Raw genomic sequence first — 25,635 nt, forward strand, 5'->3', positions numbered from 1 at the left:
TCACTTCCCTATCACAATGGCATTAACGCCTGTTGACATTGCGCCATCTAACAACCCTTGCTGAACACCTCTTGGCCCGACATACGGGTCTCGTGTCATATAGTAACTTACGCCATCAATAGACTTAACACTATCAACAATAATGAAGTGTTTTCCTTGGCCAGCGGGAACCTGAACGATAACACTCGCTCCTTCTTGCAGTGCTTTGTTTAACTGCTCAGGTAGCATTGTAGTGTTTACAGTATTTTTAACTCCCGCCTTAGATATCACATCTGATAATTCCAAAGTGTTAACGCCGGTCGGCCTGACCCCGTTTACAAAGCTTCCAATTGCATTGTCAAGGCTAATAGCCGCACCCGTTTTGTCAGTAATTGTCATTGCTGCGCAGGCTGGTCCGCATACAGGGGCGTCACCTTGTAAAACAACCGAGCCCTTTGGTTCATATGGGATCGTTTTAGGCGCAACAACAATACCGCCTGCGCCATCAACAGAAGCACCTGCTGTCGCTTTTGCACCAACCGCTGCACCATCATACACCGCACCAAACAGCCCTAAACCATTAAGCAGAGCCTGAGCCCCATACATGACCCGCTCAGAAGACGTTGCCTGATCGCCTGAAACCGGGTTCGAACCGCCACCCGCCATGTACAGCTGGCACCCGATTCCGGCCGGGCCTATTCCTCCGCAGCCCGCAGCGAAAAGCTCTTTCGAGGTTTCTGAGAGGGTTGCTTTGGCCGTCGCCAGTTCAGTGGCTGACTTCGCGTTGTAGATCTCTGATTGCTCGTAGCTGGCAGGCTCCAGCGCCCATTCCTGTCCCAGGTCGGTTTTGATGGTATTGCTGGAGACAACGCACACACCGTTGCCGGATGTCGAACACTTGACCAGTTGGCCTGGTTCAGTGGTCGAAGCAGGTGTCTTCAGGAAGTCGTCTGCAACGGCCTCGGTTTCTTTGAGTACCGAGCTCGCTTTCACCAATAGCTCGTTGATATCTTTCGACAGATTGTCGCAGCTTGCGGACGATACCCCACTGCAAGACTCCGCAAACTGACGTTGCTTCATCAACAGCGTGAGGTCTTCCGCGCCCCTTAGCTGGTTGTTCTCAACCGCGTTTTTCGCCGCTCCTGCGCCCGCAAGCGCATCCGCTGAGTCGCCTCCAGCCAAGCCTCCGGCCAAGCCACCTGCCAAGGTCGACAGTGCGGATATTTTCTGCTTTTCAGCTTCAGTCAGTTGGTCCGCAGACTTCCCGGGATAAAGCTGGCTGGCGACCAGTTCGCCAATGCTTGCTCCGGCAGCACCGGCTACAGCAGAGTTCTGTTGAGACTTGGCCAACACGGCGCCAAGCAACGCATGGGCCATTATTCTGGCTTCAAGATTATCGCCCGTGCTCTCTTTGATAACGCCAGCAATGTAAGGTGCTGAAGCGCCTACCGCAGCCTGGCCAAGATTTCCCGCGGCCAGTCCCTGAATGGCTGCAGTAGCGGCCTGAGCGGCTCTTTGCAGATCGCTACCTGTTCCGTAGGTCGCCATGGTTTTCTTGTAGGCATCCGTGCCCTGTAATGCCTCGACGTAGGCCTGACGGTCTTTGTATGAAGCGTTCGGGTCAGCCCCCGGCATGTTTTTGTCTTTCAGTTCCGCCTGGGCTGCTTTCGCAGCTTCGATGGTTCCTTGAGTACGAATGATGTCCATGGACTGATTGGCAATATCACCAATCAACTGCGCCTGACGCAGTCGCGTCTGCTCTTTTTCCTTGTCGAAAATAGGGCTCAACGCGTTATTAGCGTGCTCGACATCACGGCTCAGCGCAGTAACGTCCTGCTGTTGTTTGTCCTGATCGCGGACAGTCAGCTCGCCATCAGAAACAGCGGCGTAGGTTGTGCTGCTGTCTTTGCCTTTGTTGTTGGAGCCGACCAGCAACAGGCTGCCCATGTTGCCCATGAACTGCGAGCCGACGTCCCCTCCCGTGCCGCCGCTGACACTTTGGGACTGGCTGGAGAAGTTGGCTTTGTTGCCGATGTTCATCCAGCCGAGCGTGCCCGTATTCAGCGTGTTTTTGTCAGCGCTGGCCGTACTGCCGATAACGCCGCCGTTGAGTTGGGTATGTTCTCCTACGTTGATCTGATAACCGTCCTTGCCAGCAAACAGACCCGTTTGCTCCTTCACGCTGTCAAAGTTGGATTGGATCTTGCTCTGGCTGACGCTAAGCGAGCCGCTTCCCGTCATGGAGCCGAAGGTAAAGCTTCCTCCGCCACTGACGTTGGACTGCTTGGTGTCATAGCGGTCGGTGTCCTGCTGGCTGCTGACGGTCAGATTACGTTTGATGTCGGCGACGATTTTCTGAGCGCTGACTTGGGCGCCTTCGAGCGTGGTGTCGCGGCCGCTGTTCATCGTCAGCTGGTTACCGGCATTAACGCTGGTTTCAGTCCATACCGTGCCATCACCCTTTTCTTTGCCGGTGCCCGAGTTGGCATTAGCGAAGATACTGAGGCCTGCGCCACTGGAACCGACCCCAAGGCTGGCACCTACCGCGCCACCGCCGCTCTTGTTTGAGCCGTCCAGCCTTTGGGTATTGATGCCTGAGCGCAGGTCAATGTCTCTGGCAGCCGACAACAACAAGTTGTTACCTGCCTGAAGTTTGCTGCCCCGCACAGAAAGATCGCCGTCCGCAGCGTTTGCCTGACCGGTTCCGGTTGCAATGACGCTGATATCGTTACCAGCGGTGAGGTTGCTGCCTTGGCTGACGCTTTGTTCTTCCAACTGGCTGGAGCTGGATTTTTGAGTGCCCAGAGAAAGTGCGATACCCACGAAGCTGCCAGCTTGTGCACCTGACTCAAGCGCCTGTGCGCCCTGCCAGGCCTGGTATCCAGACAGCCCTGCCTTGACGCCCTGAAGCGCCGACAGACGAGTGTCGTCTTCATGCTTCGCATCTTTGGCGGTCTGTATCGTAGTGTTTACCGCTTCCCCTACTACACCGGACAGTGCGAGCGTCAGACCGCTCTTTTTGCTTTCCTGGGCTGAGCGAGTGGTAGCGTCGTTCGCAGCATCCACAATGCTGACGTTTTGCCCGATAAGCTTGATGTCTTTTCCTGCGACAACGTCCGATGCCTTCACGGTAAGGTCTTTACCGGCGATGACATTCACGTTGCCCAGCACACTGCCTACCGTGCTGCCTTTTTGCGTCTGACTCTCGGTCTCTTGCTTATAACTATTTTTCGAGGAGCCCAGTGTGACGCCGATTCCGCCAGTGCCCATCAGCCCTGACTTTTTCGTTGATTGGCTGTGTTGGGCGTTGAATGTCTCGGCAGCGCTTTCGATACGGACATCGTTGCGCGCCTGCACATTGGTTTCGTCTGTCGAAACAATATTGCTGCCATAGGCGACAACATCACGACCGGCCTGCACCAGTGTCGTGTTTCCGCTGAGAGTCGAGCCGGTCAGCGAGGTTGTGGTCGCCGAGTCGTTACTCATTTTGCTGGTGCTGGAAAAGCCAAACCCGCCCGACTTTGACTTAGCAGACGCGCTGAACTCGGTATTCCGGGCTGCACTCAGATTGACATCGTTGCCCGCCAGTACGGTCAGCGCGCCTTTGTCGCTGTTGATGGTGGAGCCGTCAAGATTGATGTCATTCACGGCTACAACTGTATTTTTACCTTGCGACTGAATGACCGATGACACCGCCTGGACGCTTTCGCTTTCCGTCATTCTCGCGCTCTTTTTACCCCAGGAACCTTTCTTGGTTTCGGAGTAGAAAGAGGACTTGGCGTTATCAGCCGTTTCTAGATTCAGATCATTATTGGCATACAGATACGCTTCATTTCCTGCGGTGATCTTACTTGCGACCATCGTCGTATCGCGCCCAGTCAGACTTGTGAAGTCATTCGCGGCGGTTAGCTCGCTCGCCACCTGCGTCGTCTGGCCATTGGAGGTCGCGATGCGCTTCTTGCCGTCTTTGTCTTTGCCATCGATGTTGTGTACGTCACCGGCCGAAGCCACATACAGATCACGTGCAGCCTGAACGTTCAGGTCCTTGCCGGCAGAAGCCTGACTGGCCAGAACATTAATATCCCGCCCCGCATCAATCCCAAGGTCGCCACCCGCTGTAACGGTTGAACCCAGGTTTTTCACATCCGTGGTGATGACCGACTTGTGCCCGCCATCGAACAGTTCGTGCTTTTCGCTGCTGTCAGTTTTGGCCAGCAGGTTGATGTCGTTGCCCGCCTTGAGCGACAGGTCGCCACCGGCGCTCATGGCGCCGTAGTTGGTGATGTCGCGACCAGCGTTGAGGGCGAGGTTTTCACGGGCGGTGATGGTGCTGCCCGCGTCGGTTACGGTGCGCATACCCGCGCCGTCACGCACCTGGATGGCGGTGCGGTCGTTGAGGATGTCGCCTTTGACGGCGGTGAGGCTGACTTGTCCGCCACGAATCTCGCCGGCCATCGCGTTGCGAATGCTGTCCTGCGCGATCATCTGCAGATTATTGCCCGCGTCTACCAGGCCACCCTGATAAATGCTGCCACCGCTGCTGACGCTGAGGTTGTTACTGGCGCGCAGGGTTCCTACGTTGATCAGGTCGCCGCCCGAGATCAGGTTCAGGTCGCGGCCCTGGATGAGGCTGTTCCCGCGCAGGTTGCGTGAGTCGGCCTGGGCCAGGTACAGCACCGGCACAAGGACTTTCTGGCCGTCGACGACACGGTTTTCCATCCACACGATGTCGTGGGTCAGGGCGCTGACCTGTTCGGCGTTCAGCGCTACGCCGAGGCTGAGGTTCAGGGCGCTTTTGCTGGCCAGCGCGTTGTCCATGAGATAGCGGTACTGGTCGTAATCGCTGGTTAGGCCGTCGGCGAGGAAGCGCTGTCCTGTTTGTGCCAGTACTGCGTCGCGTATCAGGCGCTGTTCGTACAGGCCGTCACCCAGACGACGCCAGTTGTTGTCGGGGCTGATGTTGAGGCGACTCAGGATGTAATCGGACCCGAGGAACTTCGACAGGTTGGTCAGGTTCGGGTTGGTTTCGATCAGGTAGCTGCTAGTCGGGTCAGGGTTGCGAATGAACAGCCCGTAATCGCCCTTCGGCAACTGGAAGGTTGCGCCTGCGGTCGGGTCTACGGCGGCGAACGGAATGCCGCTGTAGTCCACCGGAGTGAAAACGGTCTGCACGCTGCCATCGGCGGCGACGCGCTGGACGGGCTTGACCGACGCCACGGTCGCAGTGCTCGCGTCGGTGGCCTGTTTGTTGATGGTGATGTCGATGCCACCGACCTTGATACCTGTCTGATCCTCACCCAGCTTTCCGGTGAGTATTTCCGGGGTGTTGTTGGCGCGCAGCGAGCCGTTTTGCACAGTGCGGGCGACGTTCAGGTTGACCGTACCACCCGCCTGAAGCGTGGCGGCGTATTTGGGCTGCGGGCTGTCTGTCCACACAGTGACGTTGCTTTGTTCTTCAAAGCGACTGTCGGAGGAACGAGCCTTCAGCACTTCAAAACGTGCCAAGTCAAAGTTGCCAGCAGCCACAGCGGCTTTGAAGGCCGGGATGTCGACAAACTCCATCTGGTCCCAGTAGCCGGTGTCGATCCGACCTGGTGTACCGATCGAGATGCTGTTCTGCCCGGTGCGCTCTGAGGCGCCCTGGTTGAGCAAGTCGTTGGCAGTGATGCTGAGGTTGCCATTGGCGGCCAGCAGGCTGTAACGGTTCTGGACGTTACCCGCCTGAATGGTCAGGTCCTTGCCTGCGACCAGTCGGGCTGACGGGGAATCCTTGACGGCGGTTTCGAGCAGCGTCTGCTCAATGGTAATGGCGCCGCGCTTGAACGAGTCATGCCCGTCGCAATGCTGGCCGCACTGCCAGTTCAGGCTGCCGCTGACGATTTTCTGGCCCAGCTCGAACTCGGCCTTGGCGTTTTCCACAGCGGTGGCATTGATGGTGATTGCGCCTTCGCTTTCCACCGTGCCGGACAGGTTGCTGAAGCGTTGTGCGGCGCTGCCGTCAAGATTGGCCACGCTCAAATCGCCACGGCTGTAAACGTCGCCGTACAGGTTGCTAAACGTGCCGGTGCGCAAGGCCATGGCGCCGCCGCTGAACAGCAATGAATCAGCGCTGTTGGTGAGGGCGTTGCTGGCATTGAGGTTAACGGCGCCCTGTGCGCCCAATGTGCCGCGGTTGTCGATCTGTGCCGCGTCGATGCGCATGTTCTGGCGAGCGGTCAGGTAGCCGAGGTTGTCGAGGGTGCCGCTGAGGTTCAGGCGCGTGTCGCTGCCCGCGCCAATACGGCCACCGTTCTGGCTGACGTTGTTGGCGGTAATGGTCAGCAGGTTTTGCGCAGACAGGCGGCCGCTGTTGGTCAGATCACCTTTCAGGTTGAGGGTCAGGTCGCCATCGCTGAGCAGTTCGCCGCCGTTGTTGAGGCTGTTCAGGTTGAGGGTCAGACCGGTGCCACTGGCCAGCCGGTCACCGGCCAGCAGCGCCAACGAATCGCTGGTGTAGGTCAAGGCGTTGTTGAGCTGCACATTGCCCAGCCCGTCGACAGCGCCGAAATTCCAGTCACCGCTGCCCAGCGCGGTAATGCTGCCGCCCGCACCGCTCACCCGATTGAAGTCCAGGGTCAACAGGCCGGTGCTGGCGTGCTCGATGCTGCCTGCGCGGTTGTCCAGAGCATTTGCCTTCAGAGCAAAGTCGGTGTTGCCGACTTCGATACGGCCGCTCTGGTTGATGATGCTGCCGGTGAAATCGAAAGTGCTGGTGTCGGTGGTCAGGGCACGCAGTGCGCCGGTGCCTGTGTTGTTGATGCCAGCATTGTTATTGACCACGTTGCCCAAAGCGCGCAGTTGACCCGAGGTGTTGTCCAGCGAGCCGCCTTGCAGATTCAGCGTGGTATTGGATTCGATCAGGCCGCCGCGGTTGACCAGGTTGGTGGCGGTGAGGTTGACGCTGTCACCGCTGAGCTGGGCGCCATTGATGTTCGACAGTGTGGTGCCAGTCGATACCAGCGAGGTCTTGGCGAAGAGTTTGCCCGCATTGCTGGTCAGCGAGCCCACGTTCAAGGTCAGGCTGTCGACCAGACTGGAGACCATGCCCGCCTTGCTGCCATCGCTGCTGGTGTCCAGCGAAGCGGCGGTGATGTTTACCGTGTCGCCCTGAATCGTGCCGCCGACGTTGCTGACGGTGCCGCTGCCCAATTCCAGTCGCGTGGTGCCGCCACTGCTGAGCAGCGTACCGCCGGTGTTATCCAGCGCGCCGCCGGTGTAGATCAGCCCGCCGCTGCCCGCGACCAGTTGGCCTTGCTGGCCGTTGCGCAGGGTGGTTGCTTGCAGGCTCAGCTGTTTGCCACGAATGCTGCCGCCCTGGTTGTTGAGGTCAGACGAACCGCTGATCGTGACCAGGCTGCTGCCCGCATCGATGATGCCGGTCATGTTGCTCAGCAGGTTGCTGACTTTCAGAGTCACGTCGCCGCCATTGCTGACCACTGCGCCGTTGTTGTCGTTGATAAGCCGTGGTGCGTCGATCAGCACGTTCTGACCAAGCAGCGTACCGGCGCTATTGTCCAGCCATGCGCCGCTGACCCGCAGGCCGGCATCGCTCTGAATCTGGCCGCCGCGGTTGAGCAACTGAGCCTGGCTCGCCGTCGGGGCAAAGCTCAGGGCCATGCCCTGCGTGCCGGCTGCCAGCAGGCCTTGCTCGCGGTTGTCGAGACCGGCGGCGTTCAGGTCGATACGGTCACCAACGATCCTGCCTCCACGGTTATCGATCTTCGCACCGGGCGCGCTTACGTTGACGCCGGCCCCCAGCACGCTGCCGCTGCGGTTATCCAAGCCTGTCGCGTTAAGGTCGAGATTGCCGGTGACCGCCAGCAGGCGGCCAGTCTGGTTAAGGACATTGCCACCGGTGATGCTCAGCAGGTTTTGCGCCTGCACGGTGCCGCCGGTGTTATCCAGTGTGCGGGGCGCCATCACCCATGCATCGCCCGCACGGGCCGACAGCAGGCCGGAGCGATTATTGAGCGAAGTGGACGCAACGGTAAGGCTATTGCCGTCAATCTGACCCGCACTGTTATCCAGCGCATCCGCACCGATCGTCAGGCTGCCGCCAGATGCCTGAATCAGGCCGCTACGGTTGTCGATTTGCGCGCCCGGAGCAGTCACGTTGATACTCGTCCCCAGCAGGCTGCCGCTCTGGTTAAGAACATTGCCACCGGTGACGCTCAACAGGTTCTGCGCCTGAACGGTGCCGCCGGTGTTATCCAGCGTGTTGCGCGCCGTCACACGTGCATCGCCCGCACGAGCTGACAACAAGCCGGAGCGGTTGTTGAGTGTGGTGGACGCAACCGTAAGGCTACCGGCGTCGACCTGACCGGCACTGTTGTCCAGTGCGCCCGCGCTGATCGCCAGGCTGCCGCCCGTTGCCTGAATCAGGCCTTCGCGGTTTTCAAGGCTGTCGAGTTGCAGGCTGGCCGCCTGCCCGGTAGCAAAACGAATCACGCCGGACAGGTTGACGATGGCCGGGGTCGAGATGAACAGCGACTGTTCACCAACGAGACGTGCCGCCAATCCCTGATTAATGATCTGACCGCTGGCCAGGTTGACCGCGCCGCCCTGCACCACGCTCTGGTTGTTGAGGGTCTGAGCCGCATTGATAGTCAGTGCGCGACTGGCTTCGATGCTGCCGGTGTTGACGACCACCGGCGCGTTGATCGTGACGTCACCGCTCGCGTTGCGGCTGTTGTCGGCTTCGATGCCCGAAGCGATGGTCCCCGCGTTAGTGACTTTGCCCGCGTTGATCTCGACCCGCTCGCGTGCCGCCAGGCTTTGCTGGTTGACCAGCTCGCCGGCGGTGCGCACGTTAACGCTGCTCGCATAGGTTTTGCCGGTCATTTCGACGCTAGGTGCATTGACGTTCAGCGCAACCTGCGCCGAGGCCTGCGCCATGTTCAGGTGACCGTTGGCGTCTATCTGAATATCGCCGCCACTGGCAGCCATATTGCCTGCCGTCTTTACGCCGACACCCTGTTCGGTGCCGACCAGCTTGATCGCGTTGGCGTACATACCGCCAAGCGCAGAGGAATCAATGGCCAGTTGCGGCTTGTCGGCGGCATTGGCAGCACGCTGTGTGGTCGCCAGCGTGTCGGCGTTGACGTCGTTGGCACCGGTGACGATGTTGAGTTGTTTTGCGTAGATATCGGCGTTGATCTTCGCAGAACGGGTGATCAAATCGAATTGGTCGACTGCGCTTGCATCCAGGCCTTTGCCATCAATCGTGACGCTGCCGCCGTCCACGGCAAAATGGTCGAGTTTGCCATTCGCATCGAGTACCGGCTTGCCAGTGCTGAGGGTGACACGAGGCGTGTTGATAAAGCCGCAGCCGCTGCAGGTGACGCCATAAGGGTTGGCAATGATCACGCGGGCTGCCTGCCCGGCCACCTCGGTGTACCCATTCAACTGGCTGGCGTTGGCGCCGGTCACTTCATTGAGGATGGTGCTTGCGGCGCGCCCGCCTAACTGATTATTGCCAAGGATATTGCCGCCCAGCTGTGTGGCTTGTATGGCATTGGTGGCGTTGTTGAGAATTACACCCTTGCTGTCGACGTTGTACTGCTGGTACTGGTTATGCGAAAGCCCTGCCGCGTTGGGAGCGGCAATGTTGATGACCGGCACACCGTTGCCTGCCTGGCCTACGGACGTATTGGTGGTACCGCTGACTGCTATCCCGTCGGCCTGCGCCCAGATCGGTTGCCAGAACATGACATTGGCCAGCAGTAATGCCAGCAAACGTTTGGGTATGCCCATGAATTTCAAGCGCTCGGCTACCGCAGCGGACGGCTGACGTGCCAGCAGAGCCATTTGATGAAAGTCCATGTGGGCGACCTCGGAGCAGCGTTATTAAAGGAAAAAGTCCATGCGGAAATAGATCGGCGCTTCGCGCTCGATCACGTCGGGACGCTCCAGGGAATGGGCAAAGGTGACGGACGCAGCGACGTGCTGGCCGCGGGTAAACAACTCAAATGAGTTACTGGACAACCGACCATGGTTTTGGCCGTTATAACGATCATTGCGGATAACCCCCTGATCGTAGCCAGCAGCAGCGCCGTATTCAGTGAACACCGGGCGTAGCCAGTCGAGCGCAACCGGACGCGTCAGACGTATTTCGTTGCGCCAGTAGCCGCCGCTGTCGCCGGACAGAAATTCGTCCTTGTAACCGCGTACCGATGACGAACCACCAAGGCTCAGACGTTGCGGACTGAACAGCACGTCCTCGCTGCGTTGCCCTGTGGCCAGGCTGGTGAAGGCCAGATTTTCGCCCCATAGCTGAAACGGATGCAGGTAGCTGATGGTGCCGGTGTATTTGCGATAGCGCGCATCGGCCTCGCCCGGCCCCGGATCGTGATTGCCTTGAGCATCCAGTAAGCCGATGCCCTGCTGCATGCCCAGGTCAATGTTGACGAATGCAGGCCCGACTCGTCGGCCGTGGTTGATGCCGAATTGTGCTTCGGTGATGCGGTTGCTGCTCAAGGCCAGCTTGCTGTCCTCGACGTAGTTGTTGGTGCGCAGGTACGCGAGACCAGCGTTAAGCGAGGTCTTGCTGACCGAATCGCGGTGGATCACGCGCTCGGCACGAAACTGATGGTTCTGGCTGTCGCCATTCTGTTTGAACTTGAAACCATCGGCTTCGGCCTGCGAGCGATATTCGGTTTCGCTATACAGATAGCTGAAAGTCCACCAGCCCCACGGCAGGCTGTATGACAGAAGGCCGTTGTGCGAAGCTTGCTGGTGGTCGCTGACCGCATCATGACCGCCGCGCAGACTCAACTGATCGGCAAGACCCAGCGGGCTGTCCCAGTCCAGACCCACGTTCCACTGCTGCTCGCCAGTACTGCGCTGGCCTTCGTTATTGCGCGAAAGGTTGGCACGCCAAGGCTTCTGCGGGGTATTTTTGACCACGACATCGCTACCGCCAACAGCCTGGCCCGGAGTCAGTTCCATTTGCGCCTGATTGGACGGCAGGCGGTTGAGCTGATCAACCATCTGCTCGATTTCCCGCAGATTGAGTAACTCGCCCTCTTTACCCGGAAAGGCCATGGCCAGTTCGCGATCCGAGAGGCCGCTGGCAGCGTCACTGCGCAGATTCTCTAGTTTGCCTTCGATGACCAGCACCTGCAGGTCACCCTTGGACAGATCCTGCTGCGGCAGATAGGCCCGAGTGGTCACCAGACCTTTGTCGATGTAATGGTCGGTGATGGCCTTCAGCAGTTCATTGAGCTGGGCCACGCCCAGGCATTTGCCCTGAAACGGCTTGATCAGTGCATCACGCTCAGCGGGCGACAAGGAATCCGCGCCTTTGAGTTCGATGCGATTGATAGTGAAGCAGCGGGTGTCGGCGGGCGTGGCGAGTGTTGTCGGCGTGGTCTGCTTGCCGGGCAGGTCCTTTAGCTCTTCCAGGCGACGGCGCTGCTCTTCGAGCAAGCGGTCCTGGCGATCACGTATGAGATCCTGTTCGCCGGGGGTTGCAGCCTGAACAGGCGTCAACGCTCCTGTGGCCAAGAGCAGCGCACACAAACCCAGCCATGTCCTTTTAAAGGCAAGCATAAATATTCCATTAGAAGCGCTAGTGGCGAGAGGTACGCCTGTTCGGGATTGGTCAATACGACGTTCAGTGCCATGCCAGATAGCGGCAAATTGGCATCACGTGTAACCATCGTGAAACAGACTACATAGATATCAGAAAATTCCCATCAATTTCTATTTTGGCGCTGATTTCTGATTACTTATGCAGTTCCTAGTGAATCGCACACTTCTGGCCACGCTGCGGTATGTAAAGAGTTAATGGACCGCTCGATCAGACAGTCCCGGTGTTAACCGCCGCGACCCCGACCGGTCGCTTGAGCATATGGAAGCTTCAAGGCCTTTCGTTCCCATCACGGATCTGAGGGAAAACGATCCCCCCTTCGCCCTTAACTCAGCTCGTAAGAGCTAAACTGAAGACAATGTTGAGCATTGGTAATCAAGCACTGCTGCGAGACAACTCTGAGGGGATCGCCATGACCATGCCAAATGAACGCACGCGGGCAGTCATCCAAACTGGTAAGTTTCTGCTTGAACTGTCCCGAGATTCATCGCTGCCCGAACGGATACGACGTGATGCCAAATTTCTCCTACGTCACTATCCAGATCAGTTCCAGATGCTGCTGGCGGGACGTATTGAAGAAGGTTCAGACCCTTTAATATCGCCAATGGGGCCAGTGTTCAGCTCTTCCATCGAGAACAGCGATTACTCCCCAATCTGCGACGCAGCAGACGCCCAAAGCCCGAAATGAACGACTTGGATAGGGCCATCGAATCCTTGGCGGCCGCTCGAAAGGTTGTATTTTTCACCGGTGCCGGCATCTCTGCGGAAAGTGGAATTCCAACATTTCGCGACAAGCTCACAGGCGTTTGGGCGAAACACGACCCCGAAAGGTTGGAAACGGCACGTGCTTTTCGAGAGAACCCTCAAATGGTTTGGGGGTGGTATCTGTGGCGGCGTTTCCAAGCTGGCCAAGCCCAACCAAACGCCGCTCATCTTTCTATTAGTCAACTGGCGAGCACCGGCAAAAAGGTTTCGATCATCACTCAAAATATTGATGACCTGCACGAGCGAGCGGGGTCTCAGAACGTCGTGCATTTGCATGGCAGCTTGATCAAGCCGATCTGCTTTGCGTGCAAGCGTCCAGCGTTACTCACGACTGATCAATTTCAGGTTTCTGCAGAGGAACAATGGGTCGAGCCGCCCCGGTGCACTCGGTGTAACGGTAAACTCCGACCGGGTGTTGTGTGGTTTGGAGAGGACCTGCCTGCTGGTGCTTGGAAAGTAGCAATGGTCGACGTCAAAAATTGCGACGTTCTGATCTCCGTGGGAACGTCAGGATTCGTAAGGCCTGCGGCGGATATTCCTGAAATTGCATTGGCATCTGGCGCGACAGTTATCCACGTCAACATCGCAGACGTTTGCCTGGGAGCCCCAAACGAGTTGATGCTGACGGGCTCGGCCGCGCAAATGTTGCCTGCGCTATTGCAGGCGACAACCTCAATATAACGATGGCAGCAGCTCAGCAAGATGTGTGAGTCTTTTCATAGCACCTACTTTGCGGGCGCTCGCGGCTTAGGCGCCCCTTTGGATTCGAACAGCAGTCGGCTGTATGCATCCTCCAAACCCTCCCGAGTTTGCTTGGGTAGCGGAACATGCTGCTGATTTCCTGCGAAGGTTTATCCCAACCGCCAAGCTCAGGCAGGCATCAGCCGATGCTTCAGACAGTTGGTGAACCACAAGGCCGGCATTTATCTGTGATGCGTCAGAATTCAGCATGAGAAAGCAAGAATGAATCCCAATGACAAAGCCGCCTGGCGCGCGATAATCACAGAGCGCATGGCTGATTATGAGTCTCAGCAAGGTGCCGTTGAGACTGGCCCGGCGACAATCGAGGATTATGTCCAAGCGTTGCAGCAGGTAGAACCACGGGTATCAGTTGACCACTACAATACAGACAGAGCAGAAACCCATAAAAATAGGTAGGGGAGAGACGTGAGCCTAAATGATCACTTGAAAAAAGCATTGAATTCCGATTCCAGCGACGAGCTTGATGAAATCATCGACCTGTATGTGACGTTGTCTGCAGAGGTCTTCAGTTGCTTGACCATTTCGCTCGAAGGGAATTGGAAGGAAATTGATAGCGTCTGGTCTGCTCGGTTAGACGCAGCAGATTCAAAAAATAATACAAAATGTCACGTCCATATCGCCAAAACCAAGCATCGATCCTCAAAAAGCAAACAGGTTTCTTGGAACAGTGATGGTAGCCGGCATGATAAAAAAACATTCGATGTTACGCTGGGGCAGAGCAGAAAGGCCCAGGCGATAGCTAGGAAATGTTTAGGCCTTGGCGAGTCCATAAGCCTTGAAAGCAAAGATTCCAAGCAGATGGTTGAAAGACCTCTACTCAGCACCGCGACATCCTTTTCGAATGATGGAAAGGAGGTGAAGGTCGAGTTCTACGTGGAAGAATCCACCGCCCTCCTTCCCGCATGGTTACGATGGTAGCGGTTGTTGAAGTACGTATAGGGGGAGCTTAGGGAAGGTCTGAAGTAGGCAGACTTTTTAACCCTCCCGTTGCTTCAAAGTTTCAAAAAACGTCGTTTCAATCGAAAATCAGACCTTTGCCTCGCCCAACTCCTCTTTTTTCTTCGGACAAGCGCTTTTTAGCGTCAATTGTCCACATTACAGGCGCACCTCTCCTGTATTCAGCAGTCGTTTTCGCATCATCCACAGATTGGACAGAGCAAATAGCGTGGTCTGCTGCGCAGTGTTTTTCAGCAGGCCTCGGAAGCGTACTTTCGTATAACCAAACTGGCGTTTGATCACTCGAAACGGATGCTCAACCTTGGCGCGCAGTTGAGCTTTCGCGTATTCGATTTTGCGACGCATGCGCCCGATCAGACTTTCCTTTGCATGCTTTTTATAACTGCTGGGCCGCGCTGCAATCGACCATATCATTTGGCGATTTTGATGCTCGGGACGCTTTTCGACACCGGTGTAGCCCGCGTCGCCAGAGACGTAAGTTTCTTCTCCGTGCAGTAACTGGTCGACCTGAGTTACGTCAGCTACATTCGCCGCCGTGCCCACCACGCTATGCACCAAACCGGATTCGGCATCGACACCGATGTGCGCTTTCATCCCGAAGAAATATTGATTTCCTTTCTTCGTCTGGTGCATTTCAGGGTCACGTTTTCCGTCCTCGTTCTTGGTCGAACTCGCCGCATGGATGATCGTTGCATCGACCACGGTGCCCTGGCGCAGCAACAAACCACGGTCGCCCAAATAGCCATTGATGACCTGCAAAATCCCACCGGCCAGCTCATGTTTCTCCAGCAGTCGGCGGAAATTGAGGATCGTGGTTTCGTCCGGAATCCGATCCAGGTGCAGTCCTGCAAACTGTCGCAGAATTGTGGTTTCGTAGAGCGATTCTTCCATGGCCGGATCGCTGTAGCCGAACCAGTTTTGCATCAGATGAACCCGCAACATCGCCATCAACGGATAGGCAGGGCGACCACCTTCGCCCTTTGGATAGTGTGGCTCGATCAGTTTGACCAAGCCATTCCAGGGCACGACCTGATCCATCTCGATCAGGAAGCGTTCACGGCGGGTTTGTTTGCGTTTGCCAGCGTATTCGGCGTCAGCGAAGGACATCTGCTTCATCGGGACTCAACCGTTCAGTGCTTGGGACTGGCGTATTTCACCAGATTTGGAAGTCTTTTTCAGAGTTTCCTTAGGTCTCCTACTGCCGTCAGAGGGGCATGCACAATTGCGAGCACATAGATAATGTTGACAGCTCCGTTTCGCACGACCTCCGTAAGCGTCTGGCAATCAGGTCTTGCAGGCCGGTTTACTTATTGCCGTCTGCCTACGGAGCGTCGCGCATAATCATTCCACTCCAACGCATCAGCAGCCCTCTCAATCTCCAGAATCGCTTCCGATACGTACCCGCTTGTGTATGCCTGGTCTGAGATAAGTCGTTCTGCTGTAGTTTCGGTGAGTTGGTCAACGTCGAGACCTTGGTCTCGAGCCGTGTTCAAACGCTTTTAAGTGCCATACGCAGCGACATTTCCCTTTCTGTGCTCATCAGAACTCCTCGTTGTGTGGGGCGAAGTGTAGGCCACGAGTTGACCAGCCGCATGCATTCGTCGACTGGGTATGATAATTTGAGGCCTACCGAATGCGAGAACTCCGTAAGCGTATAGCCAACATACGTTCACCTAATCGACGGTGTGTGGTTCAGCCCATCGACTGCATCCAGTATTTGCCGTACCCGAACTGTAACGGACATGTCCCCTTCAAGCTTTAAGACAGCGCAAGTAAGCACAGACAGCCATTCCTGATGCCTAGCCAAGCTCCGTCCAGGGACGCCTCCCTCATCATACTGAGCTGCCCAAGCCAGAAACTCCGGTTTTGCTTGATGGACTTGCCCCTACCAGACCGGACACCAACTCCCCGTTAAATTGATGCTGCTGCCAAACGTCTAAATTCTCGCGGCGACCGATATTTCAGGGCGCTGTGCGGATGCTGCTCGTTGTAATGCTCGAAGGCAATCGTCAGATTGCGCAGCGCCGTTTCTCGATCGGGCTTCCATCGTCTTCTTGCCCAACATCCGCTGCAATTCGCGGATCTGCTTGAGCGCGTCGCTCAGCTCCGACGCTGGTACCACCGCTTCGCCAGCACTGACCGCCGACAGGCTTGCGTCCTGGTACAGCTTGCGCCATAAGAACAGCTGGTTGGCATTGATGCCGTTGCGCCGGGCCACCACGGATACACTTTGTCCGGGTTCGAGGCTCTCGCGAACCATGGCCAGCTTCTGGTCGGTGCTCCAGCGGCGTCGGCGTTCCTGGCCGAGCAGCTCGCCACCCTTATCATTGCTGTTAGTCATAAACATTCTATGGTCACGCCCATTTTTGCAATGCTGATTAACGGGCGATGTGGTGGTTTGCTTAAATCTATCCGGCGTCTGTTGGGGCAAGCCCCGCGCCACGATGAGAGTCGCGCCTGGCGATCCTTAAAAACCCGTGCGGCTTCAAAAGCCAGATGTTTATCCAGGATCTTCGCCAGGCCGGTTGGCCGTTCACATCATCTGTTGTTCAGCTATCGCAAAACCTGAAAGTTGAATCGTGGTACAGCAACAACCGCAGGCTCAGGCTTTCAGCACGTCTGGCCCTACTTCGTATTGGGTATGGTGCGCAGAAATTGCCCAGGCTATGCGGGCCAGCTTGTTGGCCAGCGCGCAGGCAACCACGTTGGAATGCCGCCGGGTCAGCAGCGATCGCACCCAATCGGCCAACGCGCCCTTTTGGCGCTCCAGATGCCGCATATAGACTCTTGCGCATTGCACTAATAGGCTTCGTAGGTTCTTGTCTCCCCGCTTGCTGATTCCTAACAAGTTGGCTTTGCCACCCGTGCTGTACTGCCTTGGCACTAGGCCTAGCGAAGCCGCGAAGTCTCGACTACAGCCGTACTGCTGGCCGTCGCCCATTTCCACAGCCAGCAGGCTGGCGGTGATCGGGCCGATACATGGCATGCTCAGCAAACGACGACCTAGATCATCGTCAGCCAGTTGGCTCGCCAGTTCTTTATCCAATTGCTTGACTTGCTCGTCCAAGTAGACGAAATGATCATGCAGGCGCTGCAGCAACACCGTCAGCCGAACAGGCAACTCATGCTCCGCCAGAACGACCGACAGGCGTTTCATCACGGCCAGGCCTTGCGGCAGACTGATACCGAACTCGAGCAAGAAACCGTGCATCTGGTTGACCGCCTTGGTGCGGTCTCGGATCAGCGATTCGCGCAGCCGATGCAATACTGAAAGAGTCTGTTGGCCTTCGGTCTTCGGCGAAACAAAGCGCATCGTCGGGCGCGAAGCGGCCTCGCAGATAGCCTGTGCATCGACGAAATCATTTTTGTTGCCTTTGACGAAGGGCTTAACGAACTGCGGGGAAATCAGCTTGGCCTGATGCCCTAAGGCGGTCAGTTCGCGTACGACGAGGTGCGCTCCGGCGCAGGCTTCCATCACCACGGTGCACGCGGGCAGGTTGGCAAAGAACCGCATCATCTGCTGTCGTGAAAGCTTCTTGCGAAACAGCTCTCGCCCAGGTTTGTCCTGGCCGTGCAGATGGAAGGTGTGTTTGCCGAGGTCGATACCGACCAGTGCCAAATCGCTCATGGTGATGGTCTCCGAATTAAAAACACCCTACGAAAGCGTAGCCTTCGCAGGATGTCGGGGGTAACCATCTCATTACCCGTTTGCCTATCCCTTATCTTAAGGGGGGAACGGTGTCCTGTCTTTCATGGGGCTCGTTCAATCGAGTCAATGTGATCAGCTGCAGAGTATGCGTATCAGGTTTTACATAGATCGTTGATTAGTAAATTCAAAACTTACCGCCGGAGCTCTATGTCTCCTGCGGTAGTTTTCAATAGCGGACGAAAAGCTAGTATCGACACTAACCTTATACGCTACTCATGCGATCGCCGGAACATGCCCACGAAAAAAGGTTTCTGCTGACTGCTGCCCATTCAGAAAATAAGCTGTGATCATCAAAAACAATGTCGGAAAGATAAGGGAAATTGTTCTCTTGGAGGTGGATGGCTACTCTAGATAGGGTAACTGATGCCAACGGGGTAAACGTGGCACAATGATTTGTTACGCATATTGGATGGCTCGCTAAGGTTGGAAAGCTGGTGCGTTTAGCATGCCAGTATGAACCTTTAGGAGTGTTAGGAGAAAAGTCCATACATGTTTTTTGTTGTTTTAATGCAAGGAACATCCAAAAATCTTGTTTGAAGTAGTCTGAGATTTGAATATACCAATTTTCCCGTCCATTTAGCTTTAATGCGTGTTTCAGTAATACCGGATGAATTAAGTTTTCTGCTGAATAGCAATTTAGTATTATCGATTTCGAAGTCACGGGTGGGGTGGCTTGGTCCATCGCATAGATTGGAGCCGCTGTATTGTTGCCGTAAGATGCCCCGTCAAAATCAACATCGCTGTCCACCATGCAAAGAGTTAATTGCTGTGTAGATTTTAGGTTCCCATATTCACGCGGCGTCTGGCTTCCACCACCTGCGACAATTTCATAATTGAGATGAACGTTTTGCCAGTTCGCTTCACGACGAAGCGCCAACATCGCTAAACCTCCATAAAATAGTCCATCGGTTCTGTTTTCAACCAAAAAACGTGTTTTGTAGAAGAATTCATCAGAGATTATAACGTCTGATGAAACTTGAATTTCCTCCTTGCCGTTAGGGAGGACTAACTTTCTGAAGGTTCCCGACATAGCCACTACCCGCACATAGGTGGTGCATGATTCAAATATAGCCAGCTTTCCTCTAACTCTTTTTGATACTTTCACTAAAGTTGCACATGTTCTTTGCCCTAAAGAATTGATTTGCGCAAGGTGCTCCAGAGTTGGGATATCAGAAAAATAATATGTCGACCATTCTTCCGCGCTATGCATAGATTTTCCATGAAGTCGACGAAGTGTGGCTGGACGTTGCTGTCGTCTACGCTTTTTAAACTACCATCGAGATAAAAAATCATAAGAATCCTTAAGAGTCAAAAAAGCCATAGGGCCATTTGGTTAAGAATCCTTTGTCGTCGAAAGTTGATTCGGTAATGTGCGTAATACCATCAGAATCCCCTTTGTCGAATAAATAAATTCCGACATCGCTGGATTTGAGCGCTTTATTATCAATCGCCTTTCCGAGTTGATTTATGAAAGTTTCGCTGTGTGTCTCAATAATCAATTGTATACGTGATTTTTTATCTTCCTGAATTGCTGATATCAAGACATCAGCGAGCCGTGCCTGCATCTTTGGATGAAGATGAAGCTCTGGTTGTTCGAGTACGTAACATATAGGGTCCGAGCGTCTGTCCGCCGTTTTAGCCTTCCAGATTTGAGCCAATATCGGAATGACCTGAGAATATCCAAAGCCAGTATCCGCCATGTTGATTTTTTTGTTGTTTTTGTCTGAAATCAGGATTGATGCATGTCCTTCGGTACTTTTAGCCGTTACAGAAAACCCCATATTTTTCTGAATCCAGTCAGAAAAATATTTCGCATCATGCGTCGATAGACTGTGCAAGAACATTGCTAAGTTCGCACCTTGAGGGTCGAGCTCTTCTACGGACAGACCTTGGATCCTGTAGTAACGCTCTGCTGATGCCCTAATAGGTGTGACATACTGGACATTAGCTGTGAAACGATTGACCTGATCCCGTAACGAATCCCAAATATAAGGGATTGATTTTGTTAAAACGTAATGGCCAGCCAGCATCAGAATTGTATCGTTAATCTTATCTTCGCTGATTTTAAGATACTGCGCTAGTGTCGCTTTGTCGCTGCATCTCTGGAATGTCAGCTCACTTATTAATAGGGAGTCAATGGAGGACTCACCATCTAACTCTTTTAGTAGTTCTCTTAGTAAATCCTCGGCTAGGATTGGTGCTTCGCCAGGCTGCTGAGGGAATAACAAAGGTAGTAGGCCGTAGTGTAAGTAGAATGTGTAACCAAAGTTTGCTTTTGCGAGATAATCAATTCCGTCGATATCAAATTCTTTCAGCACCACGTTATCAGCTACCGAGAATGACATTACGTAATTTTTGATGGTTAGCCTAAACTTAGACAACCTTTGACTGTCCTTCGAAACCATAGCCGTAATTTCCACTCGGCCAGGTTTAATAGCCTGCGGGTTTTTGATTTGAGTTTTGGTTGGTAAGAAAACATGTTCGTCTTTGACTTCTAAGTTGTCAATTACGAATGTAAAATCAATAGTATTTTTGTCAGTGTCTGACAAGTTGCAGGTTGCTTCTTTGAAGGAACCAAAGTCCACGTACTTTCCGTACCACAATATTCCTGATTTTGTCCGCTCTTGTAAACTTTGTTTCAGAAGGGGGAGTGTTCTTACAAAGGTACTTTTGCCGGAGCTATTTTGGCCCAAGAAAATGTTAATTCGCTTCAGCTTTATATAGCCCGTATCTTTTAAGCTTCGTAGGTTTTCAATTCTAATTTCGTCCACGCTATAGTCCTTATGCGTCTTTGTCATTCCGATTGGTCCGAAAATGACACATTTCAAAAATCTGTGTATGTAGTCCATTTCTCGAGGCACGAAGCTATCGAAATGCCATCATTTTGTCGAGTGCTTTTGCAGAGCGTATCAAGTGATTACAGTTATTGGCACCGGTCGTCGCCAGTTCCGGAAAGCATTGGATTGCGTACGCGTAAATAGTCTGGTCACTGCGGACAACGCCAAATGTCGCGGCGCGCAATAAATCCAGCGGCAAAACGCACTTACCCCCCTCCCGCCGACGGACTTCGCTTCGATTTTTTATGCAAACCCGGACGCAGTGCAAACAATCCTCTAGCCCAGACAGGCCGTGGGCCTCTGCAGGTAGTGTGCGATTACACACAGTGCAAAGTTTTGCAAAGAAGTGCAGCGCGGTTGCACGGCAGCCCCGAGAGCTGTAACGGCGCCGGTGGTGCGCAAGCCCCGGTTTCATTGGAGGAAAAATAGAAAAAGGATTGCTGAGGCCTGTTTTCCAAATCTTGCTCGGTCAATTCGAGCGGGTAAAGCCTACCTACTGAATAGGCCGCTGAAAGCAGTCGAGGTCAGGCGGGGCAAGGTCTGCAGTCGCTAGCGACGATTTCACTAGCTCTCACAGTTCAGCCTGGAGCTATGCCCATTTTTATCAGAGCTCAAAAACCGACTCGTTGCCAGGGCAATCCAAGTACCAGCGCTTGGAGTTGTTCGGGGTCGAGTTCGACCTCCAGCCCAAGATGGATGCCCGGCCAATGAAATTTGCCTTGGTTCAAACGCCGCGCCGCCAGCCAGATACCGACGCCGTCGTGCACAAGCACTTTCATGCGGTTGGCCCGGCGGTTGGCAAAGAGGTAAGCGCAGTGCGGCTTCGCCGCACTGAACACCGCGACCACTCTGGCCAATGCGGTTTCAGTGCCGGCACGCATGTCCATGGGCTCGGTGGTGAGCCAGATGGCATCGACGCGAATCATTGGGCCAAGCCACGAATGAAACACGCGCAACCGTCCGGATCCGAGGCTGGCCACTTTACGGTGATGGATTTATCGCCCAGAGGCAGCGAGATGATCACTGTTTCGTCTATTGCGCGCCTTGGTGCCTGTTTTACAGGAACGAACGCTGGCAGGGTTGCGGGTGATTGATCTCGGTAAATCGGTAGCCACTTGCGGATCACGTTGGTGTTGATGCCGTGATGGATGGCTACGCTAGAAATTGTCGCCCCATGTTGCAGGCATTCCTGGACCACCTGGGCTTTGAATGGTTTGGGATAAGAGCATCGTTGGCGCATGGAAATCCTGGAGGGCAATCGCGTCCGCTTATGAATACGCGGACACCATCGCCCTTAATGCTGGAGTTCGGTAAGGGTGTGATGGTACGACTGTTGCCGCTGATGCAGAATTGACCCAGCTGCCGAAATTTAGCTGACCCAAGCTTCTACTTTGTAAAGCGTTAGCAGGTCTGACTTGGACTGAATACTAATGGGGCAACGCCAAGTCGGCAGCTGGGTCAATTCTGCATCAGCGATAACAATCCTCAATCCTCCAGCACAAAAACCGCATTCTCAGGGCGGTTTTTTTTCGTCTGCGCTTTGTGACGCGCTGCGCGCCAGCAGGGCGTCAGGCTGTGAAGTCACTTGCGCCGCGCTCAGCGTGCCGGACTGGGAAGTGACTTGCCGACGCGCTCGACACGCTTGTCCCAAACATGGCGCGCAGCGTCTCTTTCTGAATACCTTGCTACATCTGCCCCTTCTTGCGGTAAAGAACATCAATACAAGATGGCTAATAGCTTAATGTCATCAGCCAGCCAGTAGACGGTTTTTAGGACTGTCCGCATAATGATGTCTTCTGGCCACCAACAAAAAAGGGACACGCTATGGAAGACGAACAGAAGGCAACGGCTGCTGCCGGTGCAGGCGCCACGGCAGGTGGGGCGGGGGCAATTGGTGCTGTTGCAGCCTTGGGTGTTCCAGGCTTAGGGGCTACAGGTATCACTTCGGGTCTTGCAGCAGTCGGGTCAATTGTCGGCGGTGGTATGGGTGCAGGGTTGTTGGTAACTGCTGCAGCACCAGTGGCGGTAGGCGCAGCGGTCTATGGCTTGTATAAATGGCTTAAAGACTAACGGTTACGACGCTCAGTTTATGGTTTGGGCCTGCTCCTATAATAGCGCAAGCCCAAACGCTCAATCGCGATTAACGACTGGTTCGCATCCGCCGTTCCCACTTGTTGTAGTAATGCGAATGGTCTTCGTCCCGGCCACCCGACTCGATCCAATCTTCATACTCTGGGCTATCTTCAATGAGCCGAATCAACGCCGAATGAGCCGGCGTTATTATCCGTGTACGTATTGCGCAACACCGAGATCGTAATTTATCCTCATTTCGTCAGCGCTTTCAGCGAACCGCAAACCGAACTCCAATTCGGTAAGCACGAAAAACCGCCTCTCCAAGGCGGTTTTTTTGCCTGAAAACCAGCTGCTTTTTTTCAGTCGAATCTTGACGAAGCTTTGACGAACGTCAGAGCAGTTCGTGACAAACCCAAGGCGAGCCCAAGACGGATTTCGACTCGCTCCGGCACGCAGCTTTTCAAAATGCAAAAAAAAACCGCTAAGGCCAATGGCCAAAGCGGTTTTTTCCTCAGTTCGATCCGTTAAAACAGATCGTCCCAATGGTCTCGCAGAAATTCATAGAGACGGTAAGCCCCTAATCCATTCCGAACGAGATCCCAAGTACGCTTCGCAAGCTTAGACATACTTTTGGCCCTCCCGTGGTTGGGCCAAACCTCCAACAGCTTATCCGGCTTAACCACTGTCTTCGGGAATACACGCGAATGCATCCACTAAGGCGGCCGAGGTTAACCCCCCAACTCGCACCGGTACGGCTACTAACCCGTATCGAAGGGCTTGAAACTGTTTTTTCCACAGGCTCAAACCTTAGTGGACGACTCACCCATAGGGTTCTCGTCTGAACGCATAGTAGCGCACTTTTGCAGCGGCGAAAGGCCAAAAGCCAGCATTTAGAAGACAAACCAGCGCAGTGCGATTAACGGCCCTGAGCAATTTTATAAAACGTTAATTCCTCTAGGCCGTGCCTCCCTGCACCAAAGCGCGGGAAACGCCTTGGCGGTGCATCAGGCGACGAATAACACGATATCGTATTACTTTATGCAGAATTTGCGTTGTCACATGCGTCAACTTTCTAGTAGGATCAACCACACGCGAATGCATCCACCGAGGATGTGCAGGCGTTGGCCTTGCCAAGTCCTGCAACTAAAAAACCGCCCTACTAAGGCGGTTTTTTTTCGTCTGGACCTTTTCCCGTTACGCATAACGCCGTCGAGATAGCCCGATGTTGATCACCCTGGAGCTGTCACCCTTTGAGCTGCAAACCCTGTCCGACTTCCGCCGCCTGTACGCGCAATCCCAGCGCCCCCCATCGAGCGCGCCGGAACTTGAGCTGACGGCGCTATACAGCTCGCTCAGCACCTCGGCGCAGACCCTGGCCGAAGCCCTGGACAAAGCCGCCCAGGCCCAGGGCCTGTAGTCACAGCTCCACGCTAAAGCTGGTGATGCCCACCTTGTCGGCAAACTTGACCACGACTTTTAAGCTGGTCCAGATCCGCAAGGGTTCGCGCCGGCTGCGCACCGGCACCAGACGCGCCGTGGGGTCGCCCAGGCGCACCGATAGGGTCCACTGCGCGTTATCCCCTTTGATCCGGCCGACCACGGCTTCATGGATGGCGTGCTGGGCCACCAGGTGCGCTAGGGAATCGAGCTGTTAATGTCGTCAGTTCCTGCCGGCGATCAGTAGCGGCATTGTCGACCGCATCAAGCAGCGTCTCGATCCTGGCCGCGTCCAACACACCCGCTGCCTCTACGCCTTCGATAAAACCTTGCGCGCGTTCCTGGGCCAGCTCCAGGGCGTGCAGATTCGGTGCCTGCTCAACGCACGCCAGGTGTTCATCCACCTTAATGCGAACCCCGTGAGGCAGATGCACTACCTTGTTCATACCGCCACCGCCGGCAGGCCGACCAGCAGGTCCCGCAGCTCGATCCTGGGATGCTGGGCAAAGTCGCCAGCCTGGGCGCAGCCGTCGACGTGCACGAACGGCCTGGCCGCTTCGCGGGCAAACTGGGTGGCCTGGCAAGCGCTGCACACCACATCGGTGCCGTCCAGCTGCCAGCGCTCGCGCCAGAACTCAAGCCCACCCTCAAGCCGGTACCGGGCCGCGTTACGGTCACGGGCGCTCATGGCACGCTGACCAGGGAGGCCAGGGCGTTGGATAGCTTGCCCTGGATATACCCTCGCAGCGCCTCGGCGTCCGCCTGGCTGATTTCTTCCATCATGCGCAGGGTCAGCAGCACGCCTTCCAGCTGGTACACGTAGCGGGCGGCCACCCCTTCGTCGACCGCCTGTTGCATCAGATGCAGTTGGCCCTCGATCAGCTCGTAGTGACCTGGGCACAGCTTCACACCGCCCAGCTCAAAGCGTCGCGATGCGTCCTCGTCGCTGGTGAAACTGTAGTGTTCTGAACCTGCCAAGCCTGTATCCGTCATGGGGCAATTCCTTTTTAGAGTGTAGGGGTGTCAGTGCGTAAAACCACTCTAGGGTGTGTGGTACGCCAGTCTAGGGGGGGTTGGCTACCGGATGTCATAAAAAAGGGGGCCACACCCTGCCCAGGTGTACCCCCCTTTTTTACATACCAACCACTTTCTCTGGATCTGATGGCAGATAAAACCAGCAGCCCTCAGGTTCTGAGCGATCGTTATCCTTGTGCACGTAAAATCCAACGCCAAGGCCAGGCGCGGCCTCTAGCAGGGACGAGTCAGACCCAACGGCGTGGAAGTCATTAACACGGATTGGAGTCCTCTCACCGTCGATGCTTATGGAGGTTACAACCTCATAAAAAAGGCCCGTATTGCCAAGGTTCAAGCTTGGCTGGGCCACGCGAATATTAGTACCACCCGGATCTACGATCGCCGGCAGCTGCGGGCAGAGGATTCACCAACCTTCAAAGTCCACTACTGAGATCACCCCAACACAGACTTCT

The 25,635-nt window shown here is 55.1% G+C and carries 18 protein-coding genes and 2 pseudogenes; 6 read left to right on the forward strand and 14 right to left on the reverse strand.

Translation table 11 applies throughout. The features are described 5' to 3' along the window. Positions 1 to 9,840, reverse strand: a complete 9,840-nt coding sequence (locus PCPL58_RS28295) for a hemagglutinin repeat-containing protein (RefSeq protein WP_083188514.1) — start codon at positions 9,838 to 9,840, stop codon at positions 1 to 3. 24 nt (positions 9,841 to 9,864) lie between these two features. After that, positions 9,865 to 11,568 (reverse strand): ShlB/FhaC/HecB family hemolysin secretion/activation protein, encoded by a 1,704-nt coding sequence (locus PCPL58_RS28300; protein WP_157893934.1) that lies wholly within the window; start codon positions 11,566 to 11,568, stop codon positions 9,865 to 9,867. A 452-nt stretch (positions 11,569 to 12,020) separates the two neighbouring features. Between PCPL58_RS28300 and PCPL58_RS28305 the strand changes: the two genes are divergently transcribed. The 3 genes from PCPL58_RS28305 (at position 12,021) to PCPL58_RS28320 (ending at position 14,053) form a co-directional block, all read left to right on the forward strand. Next, positions 12,021 to 12,296 (forward strand): BPSL0761 family protein, encoded by a 276-nt coding sequence (locus PCPL58_RS28305; RefSeq protein ID WP_024419913.1) that lies wholly within the window; start codon positions 12,021 to 12,023, stop codon positions 12,294 to 12,296. Next, positions 12,293 to 13,054, forward strand: a complete 762-nt coding sequence (locus PCPL58_RS28310) for an SIR2 family NAD-dependent protein deacylase (RefSeq protein ID WP_065350967.1) — start codon at positions 12,293 to 12,295, stop codon at positions 13,052 to 13,054. The genes PCPL58_RS28305 and PCPL58_RS28310 overlap by 4 nt, the downstream gene beginning before the upstream one ends. Before the next feature lie 486 nt (positions 13,055 to 13,540). Then, positions 13,541 to 14,053, forward strand: a complete 513-nt coding sequence (locus PCPL58_RS28320) for a DUF6367 family protein (protein WP_162273824.1) — start codon at positions 13,541 to 13,543, stop codon at positions 14,051 to 14,053. A 177-nt stretch (positions 14,054 to 14,230) separates the two neighbouring features. On the opposite strand, the gene PCPL58_RS28325 is transcribed toward PCPL58_RS28320, so the two are convergent. From PCPL58_RS28325 to tnpA, 8 genes and pseudogenes are all read right to left on the reverse strand, one after another. After that, on the reverse strand, positions 14,231 to 15,208 hold the full coding sequence (locus tag PCPL58_RS28325) for an IS5 family transposase (protein ID WP_065348561.1): 978 nt from the start codon (positions 15,206 to 15,208) through the stop codon (positions 14,231 to 14,233). Positions 15,209 to 16,003: 795 nt separating this feature from the next. Continuing rightward, the gene (locus PCPL58_RS32855) at positions 16,004 to 16,114 is read right to left on the reverse strand and encodes an integrase core domain-containing protein (protein ID WP_080268260.1); all 111 of its coding nucleotides are present in this window, start codon (positions 16,112 to 16,114) and stop codon (positions 16,004 to 16,006) included. A gap of 19 nt (positions 16,115 to 16,133) precedes the next feature. After that, positions 16,134 to 16,433 (reverse strand): annotated as a pseudogene (locus PCPL58_RS28330) (transposase); the annotation flags it as partial. Between the two features lie 261 nt (positions 16,434 to 16,694). Then, positions 16,695 to 17,720 carry an IS110 family RNA-guided transposase gene (locus tag PCPL58_RS28335; RefSeq protein ID WP_065350971.1) on the reverse strand — a complete coding sequence of 342 codons (1,026 nt, stop codon included), beginning with the start codon at positions 17,718 to 17,720 and terminating at the stop codon, positions 16,695 to 16,697. Positions 17,721 to 18,003: 283 nt separating this feature from the next. After that, positions 18,004 to 19,011, reverse strand: coding sequence for a hypothetical protein (locus PCPL58_RS31300; RefSeq protein ID WP_157893935.1), 1,008 nt, complete (start codon positions 19,009 to 19,011; stop codon positions 18,004 to 18,006). Between the two features lie 91 nt (positions 19,012 to 19,102). Continuing rightward, entirely contained in the window at positions 19,103 to 20,572 is a 1,470-nt protein-coding gene (locus tag PCPL58_RS28340; protein WP_158662836.1) for a DUF3696 domain-containing protein, read from the reverse strand. Positions 20,573 to 21,249: 677 nt separating this feature from the next. After that, positions 21,250 to 21,564, reverse strand: coding sequence for an IS66 family insertion sequence element accessory protein TnpB (gene tnpB, locus PCPL58_RS28345; protein ID WP_032618707.1), 315 nt, complete (start codon positions 21,562 to 21,564; stop codon positions 21,250 to 21,252). Further along, positions 21,561 to 21,878, reverse strand: coding sequence for an IS66-like element accessory protein TnpA (gene tnpA / locus PCPL58_RS32860; protein WP_083188515.1), 318 nt, complete (start codon positions 21,876 to 21,878; stop codon positions 21,561 to 21,563). Before tnpA ends, tnpB begins: the two co-directional genes overlap by 4 nt. 584 nt (positions 21,879 to 22,462) lie before the next feature. Here tnpA and PCPL58_RS30370 point away from each other — a divergent pair. Next, positions 22,463 to 22,708: a hypothetical protein gene (locus PCPL58_RS30370; RefSeq protein WP_015062113.1), complete on the forward strand. Its 246-nt coding sequence runs from the start codon at positions 22,463 to 22,465 to the stop codon at positions 22,706 to 22,708. 1,225 nt (positions 22,709 to 23,933) lie between these two features. Next, complete coding sequence (locus PCPL58_RS28350; RefSeq protein ID WP_065350973.1) at positions 23,934 to 24,128, forward strand: hypothetical protein; 195 nt, start codon at positions 23,934 to 23,936, stop codon at positions 24,126 to 24,128. Here PCPL58_RS28350 and PCPL58_RS28355 read toward each other — a convergent pair whose 3' ends face one another. The 4 genes from PCPL58_RS28355 to PCPL58_RS28370 are packed head-to-tail and all read right to left on the reverse strand — an operon-like array spanning position 24,129 to position 25,141. Beyond that, positions 24,129 to 24,338, reverse strand: a complete 210-nt coding sequence (locus PCPL58_RS28355; RefSeq protein WP_015062117.1) for a hypothetical protein — start codon at positions 24,336 to 24,338, stop codon at positions 24,129 to 24,131. Then, a complete protein-coding gene (locus tag PCPL58_RS28360; RefSeq protein WP_065350975.1) occupies positions 24,316 to 24,594 on the reverse strand; it encodes a hypothetical protein in 279 nt (92 codons plus the stop codon). The genes PCPL58_RS28355 and PCPL58_RS28360 overlap by 23 nt, the downstream gene beginning before the upstream one ends. Then, positions 24,591 to 24,836 carry a hypothetical protein gene (locus PCPL58_RS28365; RefSeq protein WP_015062119.1) on the reverse strand — a complete coding sequence of 82 codons (246 nt, stop codon included), beginning with the start codon at positions 24,834 to 24,836 and terminating at the stop codon, positions 24,591 to 24,593. The genes PCPL58_RS28360 and PCPL58_RS28365 overlap by 4 nt, the downstream gene beginning before the upstream one ends. Next, on the reverse strand, positions 24,833 to 25,141 hold the full coding sequence (locus tag PCPL58_RS28370; RefSeq protein WP_015062120.1) for a hypothetical protein: 309 nt from the start codon (positions 25,139 to 25,141) through the stop codon (positions 24,833 to 24,835). The genes PCPL58_RS28365 and PCPL58_RS28370 overlap by 4 nt, the downstream gene beginning before the upstream one ends. Positions 25,142 to 25,493: 352 nt before the next feature. Here PCPL58_RS28370 and PCPL58_RS31630 point away from each other — a divergent pair. Further along, positions 25,494 to 25,613 (forward strand): annotated as a pseudogene (locus tag PCPL58_RS31630) (tyrosine-type recombinase/integrase); the annotation flags it as partial. Positions 25,614 to 25,635 lie beyond the last annotated feature (22 nt).

The organism is Pseudomonas cerasi, assembly GCF_900074915.1.
Lineage (GTDB): Bacteria > Pseudomonadota > Gammaproteobacteria > Pseudomonadales > Pseudomonadaceae > Aquipseudomonas > Aquipseudomonas cerasi.